General features: G+C 34.4%; 10 protein-coding genes. 2 read left to right on the forward strand and 8 right to left on the reverse strand.

From position 1 onward, the window contains the following. The 3 genes from PHQ99_07060 to PHQ99_07070 all read right to left on the reverse strand — a co-directional run. Window positions 1–533 (reverse strand): hypothetical protein (locus PHQ99_07060; GenBank protein ID MDD4289328.1); only part of this gene is annotated, 533 nt, incomplete at its 3' end. Beyond that, window positions 530–1,441 carry a phosphatase PAP2 family protein gene (locus PHQ99_07065; protein ID MDD4289329.1) on the reverse strand — a complete coding sequence of 304 codons (912 nt, stop codon included), beginning with the start codon at window positions 1,439–1,441 and terminating at the stop codon, window positions 530–532. The genes PHQ99_07065 and PHQ99_07060, both read right to left, overlap by 4 nt. 17 nt (window positions 1,442–1,458) lie before the next feature. Next, the gene (locus PHQ99_07070; protein MDD4289330.1) at window positions 1,459–2,016 is read right to left on the reverse strand and encodes a methylated-DNA--[protein]-cysteine S-methyltransferase; all 558 of its coding nucleotides are present in this window, start codon (window positions 2,014–2,016) and stop codon (window positions 1,459–1,461) included. A gap of 202 nt (window positions 2,017–2,218) precedes the next feature. Here PHQ99_07070 and PHQ99_07075 point away from each other — a divergent pair, with 202 nt between their 5' ends. Beyond that, the gene (locus PHQ99_07075; GenBank protein ID MDD4289331.1) at window positions 2,219–2,995 is read left to right on the forward strand and encodes an NTP transferase domain-containing protein; all 777 of its coding nucleotides are present in this window, start codon (window positions 2,219–2,221) and stop codon (window positions 2,993–2,995) included. A gap of 11 nt (window positions 2,996–3,006) precedes the next feature. Here PHQ99_07075 and PHQ99_07080 read toward each other — a convergent pair whose 3' ends face one another. Then, complete coding sequence (locus PHQ99_07080; protein ID MDD4289332.1) at window positions 3,007–3,561, reverse strand: DUF5698 domain-containing protein; 555 nt, start codon at window positions 3,559–3,561, stop codon at window positions 3,007–3,009. A 217-nt stretch (window positions 3,562–3,778) separates the two neighbouring features. Between PHQ99_07080 and PHQ99_07085 the strand changes: the two genes are divergently transcribed. Beyond that, window positions 3,779–5,035: a competence/damage-inducible protein A gene (locus tag PHQ99_07085; GenBank protein MDD4289333.1), complete on the forward strand. Its 1,257-nt coding sequence runs from the start codon at window positions 3,779–3,781 to the stop codon at window positions 5,033–5,035. A 201-nt stretch (window positions 5,036–5,236) separates the two neighbouring features. On the opposite strand, the gene PHQ99_07090 is transcribed toward PHQ99_07085, so the two are convergent. From PHQ99_07090 to PHQ99_07105, 4 genes are all read right to left on the reverse strand, one after another. Then, on the reverse strand, window positions 5,237–6,199 hold the full coding sequence (locus PHQ99_07090) for an ABC transporter ATP-binding protein (protein MDD4289334.1): 963 nt from the start codon (window positions 6,197–6,199) through the stop codon (window positions 5,237–5,239). A 15-nt stretch (window positions 6,200–6,214) separates the two neighbouring features. Further along, the gene (locus PHQ99_07095; GenBank protein MDD4289335.1) at window positions 6,215–7,210 is read right to left on the reverse strand and encodes an ABC transporter ATP-binding protein; all 996 of its coding nucleotides are present in this window, start codon (window positions 7,208–7,210) and stop codon (window positions 6,215–6,217) included. 31 nt (window positions 7,211–7,241) lie between these two features. Further along, window positions 7,242–8,135 (reverse strand): ABC transporter permease, encoded by an 894-nt coding sequence (locus tag PHQ99_07100; GenBank protein MDD4289336.1) that lies wholly within the window; start codon window positions 8,133–8,135, stop codon window positions 7,242–7,244. 13 nt (window positions 8,136–8,148) lie between these two features. Then, the coding region (locus PHQ99_07105) for an ABC transporter permease (protein MDD4289337.1) at window positions 8,149–8,537 on the reverse strand (389 nt) is incomplete at its 5' end.

The following is an 8,537-nucleotide window of genomic DNA, read 5'->3' on the forward strand; positions in this document are numbered from 1 at the left end:
CTTCCACAATCATCAGCCACTCCCAGGCCATATCCTTCTACATAAAGCACATCACCATATTTAAACATACCATAATCAGGATCAATTGCAATACTTCCATACCCTGCAGGATAACCTGTGGCAGTATAGCCATCTGCAAAAGGAGCACAGCATAGTTCATCAGGAGTATAGGCAGTTGCCAAGACTTGATAAACCGGGTAATCAAGCTCGTTCTCTGTCTTACTTTTTATCTTTTGTTCAATAAGCTGAGCTATATTTTCGCATTTCATCCAATCAATATTTTCTTTAAAATTATAGTTTTTGAATTGTGATTGCGATGAAGACCTTTTTTTACCTTCAATTAATATAGTTATAGAATAACCAGATTCCTTTTCTTCTTTTAACATCTGGTGTTGATTGGTTACCCGAACAGTATTTCCCTGCTTGTCTTTTATCACATAGATATTAGCCATTGCATTTATGTTAAAGTAGATAATACATACCAAAAATAAGATTGATAAACATATAAGAATTCTAAACTTTTTATTATTCAACTACTCATCTCCTCAAATTCTCCAGCTATCTTTAACATTGAAAAAACCCAGGGCGCCCCCGCGGTCATCCACAAACCAAGTATAGCATAACGGATAAAATAAAAGATAAAATATAAGGAATGACCTGTTTTGGGAAAAAGAATTTTCAATCCAAAATAGAAAATAACTACTCCCAGTATCCCAACTAAAAAACGATATACTCTTTGTTTGATAGTTCCACTGGTCCCCTGAAAATGAAGCAACTCTTGATTAAAGACTATTCCCCATCCTGCACCGGTTAAAACGGAAATGACAATGATAATGTCACCTGTATTTGGTAAAATAACTAAAATAACTGGTAAAAAGGCAATTAGAATAAGTCTGTTAATAAAACTGATTTTGGATATTTTTGCATTTTTTATTTGGGATTTTAATTTATAGTGATAGATATAGAAAATAAATCCGCCTAAAATCCACCCACCCACAACATCATGAGGAAAATGAACTCCCAGATAGATTCTGGATAAGCCAATCAGAAACGCCAAACAAACCGCCAGGTACCAGATTATCTTTTGCTGCCTGTAATAGGCTATACTACACCATACCAATATGGAGGATTGGGCATGTCCACTGGGGAAACCAAAACCTTCTGCCGGATAAAGCTGAACTACCGGCAATAATTCAAATGGGCGAGGATGTTGAAATATCATTTTCATGATAGAATTAATATAAACAGAGATCAAGAACAAGATACCAATTCTGATACCTAATTTAAAATTAATGCACCATAACAAAAAAGGAAAAAATATTAAATAAAATATTTCATTACCGAGGGTTGTAAAAAATTGAAATAAACTGATTAAGAAAGAGGATTGCACCTGCTGAATATTCTCTATAAATCTCAATCCTCCTTGAAAAATCAATTCCATAAAAACTCCAAATATTATTAATTAATCCTGCTTTTCTTTAAGAAAACACCTTCTGATTCAAGCATCTTTCTCTTAAGTTCCAGTCCACCGGTTGCGGAAAAGCCGGTTAACTTTCCATAGCTTCCAATCACCCGGTGACATGGAATTATTAGTGGCAACGGATTAATTCTCATTACTCCTCCCACAGCGCGATAAGCTTTTGGATAACCAGCATGTTTGGCTAACAATTTATATGTTTTTGTAACCCCATAAGGTATTTCCCTGGTTTTTTGCAAAATATTCTTTTGAAAATATGTATAACCTTCTAAATTAATAACATCTTTATCAAATTGAACTACCTTGCCGTCAAAATATTCCTTAATTCTTATCACTACAGAAAAAAATTGGTCATCTGTCTGAATCAATTTTTGGCGTGGATGTAAATATCTGTTTAGTTCTAACAAAACACTTTCTCTTGTGTTTTCGGGTAAAACACATCTTCTCAAACCTTCCTGGTTACCAGCAATACCAATCCAGCCTAATGCTGTTTTAACTATAGAGTAATAAAATACATTATTAAAATTAGGATTATTCATTATTATTTTCCAAAAAAATTATTTTAATCATTAAAAAATAATAATTTGACAATTAATCAATCTAATTAATGAGAATAATAATTTAATTATTTGATATTTTATTTCTTGTAACCATATATTGTAATATCCTGTATACTATAATAACATATATAAGATTATATAATATTTCATCTGAGAAACAAACAAAATCGGGGTAATTACCGTGATAAAAAATATAAAGGCTCTTTTATTAGCAGGAGGGAAAACAAAACATGAATTAAAGAGGGTTACTAACCAGGAATATAAAGCTTTAATGACTATTAATAAAATGAACTCTCAACCAATTATTTACCATATAGTTAAAATATTAAGGGGTTCCAGATATATCTCAGAAATATATGTAGCTGGTCCTGAACAAGTGAATAATTTAATATACCCACAAGTTGATGCAGTTATCCCATCCGGCCAGACTCTCATAGATACCCTGAAGAATGGCATCTATAAATTGCAAGATGAACCATATATCTTAATCACCACAAGTGACATACCATTAGCTTCAAGTAAGCATATTGATAGTTTTATTAAAAATTGTCTGATTAGTTCCGGATTTGATATCTATTATTCTATTATAAATAAAGATACTTATACAAAATTTTTTCCTGATTCTAATCTAAGAAGGATATATGCTAATCTTGTCGAAGGTTCTTTCACCGGGGGAAACATTTTTATGGTAAACCCACGGGTTATAATTGATTGCGCAGAAGTGATTGAACAGTTTATTATTTTTCGCAAACATCCTTTAAAAATGGCAAGGATTTTGGGGAAAAGATTTGTAATAAAATATTTAAAAAAATATCTTTCAATCAGGGACCTGGAAAAACTTGTTCCTCATTATTTAAAGAGCTATACTGGTAAGGCTATACTGGCAGATCCTGAAATAGCACTTGATATTGATAAGCCGATACATCTTGAAGCAATTATGAGAAGGCAAAATGGATAGTATATTTATATTCATATCTTGCTCTTAACATTATACATATACCCACCGGATTTACCTACAATAAGATAAGAAGTAATGAAAGCTTTACGATCGTATTCCAGTGCAATGTCACGAATCTTAGGAAATAAATTTCTTGAAGTGATGATTCTTAAAACTTGTATTTCTCCCTGTAGGCCATATCCCAGGTTACGGGTCACTCCGAATCCCTCTTCTCTTAGGCGTTGTTCAATCTCCGGCCAATGGTCTTTGGATATAACCCCGATTGATATTATATCATGTGAGAATTTTTCAGTGATGCTGATACCTACAATATTGCCGGCCGCAAAACCTGCGCAATAAGCAAGCACATTCATCCAATTACCAATATCCTGAATAACTTTAGATACAACAAGAATAAAAATTAGAATCTCAACAAAGCCAATTATTCCTGCAGCAATTTTTTTCCTATTGACAATCATTTGCACACGAAAAGTACCTAGAGAAACATCAACTACTCTGGACAAAAATATAAACAAAGCCCAGATAATTGGATTTAAATTTTGAATATCATTAATAATGTCAATCATTTATAATTCCTCTTTCTTGCTAACAATAATTATATTCAATAAAGTTAAAATTACAATTCTGGCAGTACTATAAGCTAAAATTACTGAAAATGCAATAGATAAATTTTCTTTCCAGAAAGAAAGAAATAGTCTTTGCAAAATAGACAACTTGTTTGGTAAAATGTTTTATTAAGTTATAATCATAATAACAGGACTAATAGAAGAAAGGAACAAAATAATGGATGCAGAAATAATCAGTATAGGTGATGAAATTCTTTGTGGCAATATTGTTGATACTAATGCCAATTATATTATAAAAAAATTAGAAGAAATTAACCTTTATGTACGACATGTTTCAGCTGTAGGAGATGATGAAAAAGAATTAATAGATTTACTCAAAGTTGCATATGAGCGCTCTCGGGTAATCATTACTACCGGAGGCCTGGGGCCTACAGAAGATGATATTACCTTCCAATCCATTGCCAGAGCATTTAATCTTAACCTGGTTAAGTATCCGGAAGCCGAGGCACATATGATTAAAATACTAAACAGAATAAATATTGATATTTCACAAAGTAACCTTAAACAGACTTTTCTTCCCGAAGGTTCAAATTGCATAATTAACAGTTATGGAACCGCGCCTGCTATTATTTTGGAAAAAGATAACCGCATTATAATTGCCTTACCGGGGGTTCCTCTGGAAATGAAACATTTAATGAAAGATAAAATAATTCCTTTTCTGCAAAAAAGATTTCCGGATATTCAAAAGAAACAATCCAGGATTATCAGGATTAGTGGTTTGGGGGAATCAACTGTAAATGATAAAATTAAGGATTTTATATATAAAAATAAACATTTAAACACAGGCATTTATGCAAGCCCCGAAGATATCCAAATCCAGTTAAATGCTGTTGGAAAAACCTCTCAAGAGGCTACAACCATATTAGATGAAGCCACTGAACAATTAAAAGACATATTAGGAGACTATATCTTTGGATTTAACCAGCAATCACTGGAAGAAATTATCGGTATTATGCTCAAAAAACAAGGTCTTTCTTTAGCAGTAGCAGAATCATGTACCGGTGGAATGTTAGGTGAAACAATTACTTCAGTTCCCGGCAGTTCCGATTATTTTAAAGGCGGCATTATTAGCTATGATGGTGAAATTAAAGAAAAGCTACTTGGAGTACCTCATGAAACTATAATAAAATATGGACAAGTAAGTGAAGAAGTAGCAAGGGCTATGGCAGAGGGTGTCCGGGAAAAATGTTTCAGTGACATTGGAATAGGTATTACGGGAATAGCAGGACCGGATGGTGGAAGTAAAGACAAGCCTGTGGGTTTAGTCTATATTGCTCTGTCGGACATAAGACAAATAGTTGTTCAAAAACATCATCTTCGAAAAGATCGTCATACTATTAGATTACGTTCTGTTCGCAAGGCATTAAACATGTTAAGGATGCATCTTATCAACAACCAGACCATTAAATCATAATATTATTAGTTTGTGATTTCTTGAGTTATATTCTAAAATATTATCAAAAATAATATTATTTATTATACTCATTAGAAGGATTTTGTATAATAATACTAACTTTCTCAAATATTGGTTTTGTTCTTGTTTGTAATTTTCTTTATCTAAAAACTAGAAACAAAAAACTAAAAACTCAATTAGAAGATATTCCAAGAATATCTTCTAATTGTAAAGATGACAGGCAACAAAATAACCCGGACTTATCTCCTTTAATAGTGGCTCTTCTAACCTACAAATATCCATTACCTTCGGACAACGGGTATGAAAGCGGCAACCAGCAGGTGGATTAACAGGACTGGGAACATCGCCCATTAATATATCATGTTTTTTTCTCTGTCTTGGATCTGGAATCGGTATTGCAGATAGTAAAGCCTGAGTGTAAGGATGTTTAGGATTGCTGAAAAGAGATTTCTTGTCAGCCATTTCCATTATTTTACCCAGATACATTACGGCTACTCTGTCACAGATATGTTTCACTACACTTAAATCATGAGCAACAAATAATAATGTTAATCCAAATTCTTCCTGTAATTCTTTCAGAAGATTAATTATCTGGGCTTGTATTGATACATCCAGGGCTGAAACTGATTCATCTGCAACAATAAATTCAGGATTAGTAGCCAATGCCCTGGCAATGCCTATTCGCTGGCGTTGTCCCCCGCTGAATTCATGGGGGTATCGATTGATTTGATCAGAAGACAACCCAACCTTTTCCATTAATTCAATAACCTTTTCTTCTCTTTCCCTGGGAGAACTAATATTATGTACTTCCAAAGGTTCTGCTATGGCCTTTCCAATCCTCATCCTGGGATCAAGCGAACCAAAAGGATCCTGATATATAATCATCATCCTGCGTCTAAAACGCTGCATTCTTCTTTTATCAAGATTTGTTATTTCCTCATTATCAAAAAATATGGAACCTGATGTTGGATCAATAATTCTTAGCAGCATTTTGCCACAGGTTGTTTTGCCACAGCCCGATTCGCCGACCAGACCCATTACCTCTCTGTTATTAATAAAAAAGCTTACACCATCAACAGCACGTAAGGCTTTTCTTTTCCCTGCTCCATTTTTACCTACATAAAACCATTTTTTTAAATCTTTAACTTCTATCAATTTTTTCATAATATAGCCTATTGTTTATTTCTTTGTAATATATTCTTCTTCAACCAGGTGACATTTAACCAGATGATCTGGCTCTACCTCAATTAATTCCGGCATCTCTTTAAAGCATCTTTCGTAAGCGTAATCACACCTGGAAGCAAATGGACAACCTGGCGGAAGATGAAGTAAATTAGGCACAACTCCCTTTATAGTATCTAAAACCTTTGTTTCTTTATCCATTCTGGGGATAGATCTATTTAATCCCCTGGTGTAAGGGTGTAATGATTTCTCAAATATAGTATAGATATCGGTATATTCTACGATATGACCGGCATACATTACCGCCACATAATCACACATTTCAGAGATTACTCCCAAATCATGAGTAATCATTAGTACAGAAGTATTAAATTCTTTTTTTAATTCATTCATCAGGCGAAGAATTTGTGCCTGTATAGTTACATCCAGTGCGGTAGTAGGTTCATCTGCTATCAACAAAGCCGGGTTACATGATAAAGCCATGGCTATCATAACTCTCTGACGCATACCCCCGGATAGCTCATGAGGATAATTTTTCATCCTTTTATCAGCATCGGGAATTCCCACTACCTCAAGCATCTGAACCGCTTTTTCATAAGCTCCTTTTTTTGTAAGATTCTGATGCAATAAAATGGTCTCGACAATTTCATGTCCGATAGTGAAAACAGGGTCCAGGGAAGTCATTGGTTCCTGAAAAATCATTGATATTTTGCAACCGCGAATCTTACGCATTTCTCTTTCATTTAAAGTACACAGGTTTTTACCCTCGAAGATTATTTCACCACTGACTATTTTACCCGGAGGTTGTGGAATCAAACGCATAATAGATAAAGCTGTTACGCTTTTGCCTGAGCCAGATTCTCCAACAATTCCCAATGTTTCTCCTTTATTCAGGGAAAAGCTAACAGCATCAACTGCTTTTACTATTCCTTCATGAGTAAAGAAAGATGTCTTTAAATTGTTTACTTTTAATAATTCTTTCTTTTTATTCATAATATTTATTTTTTCTATAATAACTATATACCTACTGTTTTAACCTTGGGTCCAAAATATCTCTCAATCCGTCCCCTAATAGATTTAACCCTAATACAGACAACAAAATTGCTATCCCCGGAAAAGTTGCGGCCCACCAGGCTCCGCTTACTATATAAGAATAACTATCTGATAACATTGCTCCCCATTCCGGTGTAGGAGGTTGTGCGCCCAGGCCTAAAAAACCAAGTGCCGCGCAATCTAAAATAGCAGTTGCCAGCATTAAGGTACCATATACAATAACAGGAGCAATACTATTAGGAATTATATGACTAATAATAATTCTCCAATGGCTTGAACCAATTGCTTTTTGAAATTCGATATATTCCATTTCTTTAATATACAAAACTGAGCTTCGGATAATTCTGGCCATTTGTGGTGAATAGACAATCCCTATGGCAATCATGGCCTTCTCCAAGCCTTGTCCCACTACTGTTACAATAACTATAGCCAGCAATAAAGCAGGAAAGGCAAACATAATATCAACAAAGCGCATAATAACTGCATCAACCCAGCCACCAAAATACCCGGATAAAACACCAAAGGTAATACCTAAAACCATTGCAATTCCAACAGCTACAAAGCCGGCTGTAAGACTTACTCTGGCTCCATAAATAATACGACTAAGAATACATCTACCAAGGCCATCTGACCCCAGAGGCATTCCTTCTGCACCCTTATCGCTCCAAAATCCTGGTTTTAATTTATTTGACAAAACAGGGGGAGAAGGAAAGGGCTCATTAGGAGCAATAAAATCAGCAGTAATTGCACAAAAGACCATAAAAAGTACAATTATTAGACCAAATACAGCTGATTTGTTGTATTTCAGGCGACGTGTTAATTCACCAAAAGTGGTCTCTTTTTTAATTTGAATATTTTCTTCCATTAAAACTACCTGATTATTGATATTTTATTCTAGGGTCAATATAAACATAGATTAAATCTGTAATTAGATTTACAATAACGAAAATAAAAGCAAAAAATAGTACGCATCCTTGAACAGCAGGATAATCTCTCATCTGAACTGCTTTCACTACATAACGTCCCAGTCCTGGCCAGGAAAAAACAGTTTCGGTTAAAATTGCCCCAGCCAGAAGCAATCCAAAATTTAATCCAATAACTGTTACTACGGGAATTAAGGCATTGCGCACAGCATGTTTATAAATAACTAATCTTTCCGAAAGGCCTTTGGCTCTTTCAGTACGAATATAATCCTGTCTCAAGACCTCCAGCATACTGGAACGCGTTACTCTGGCAATGGTTGCCATGGGAATAGTGCCCAGGGCAA

Source organism: Atribacterota bacterium, from assembly GCA_028703475.1.
Classification (GTDB): Bacteria; Atribacterota; Phoenicimicrobiia; order Phoenicimicrobiales; family Stramentimicrobiaceae; genus JAQVMU01.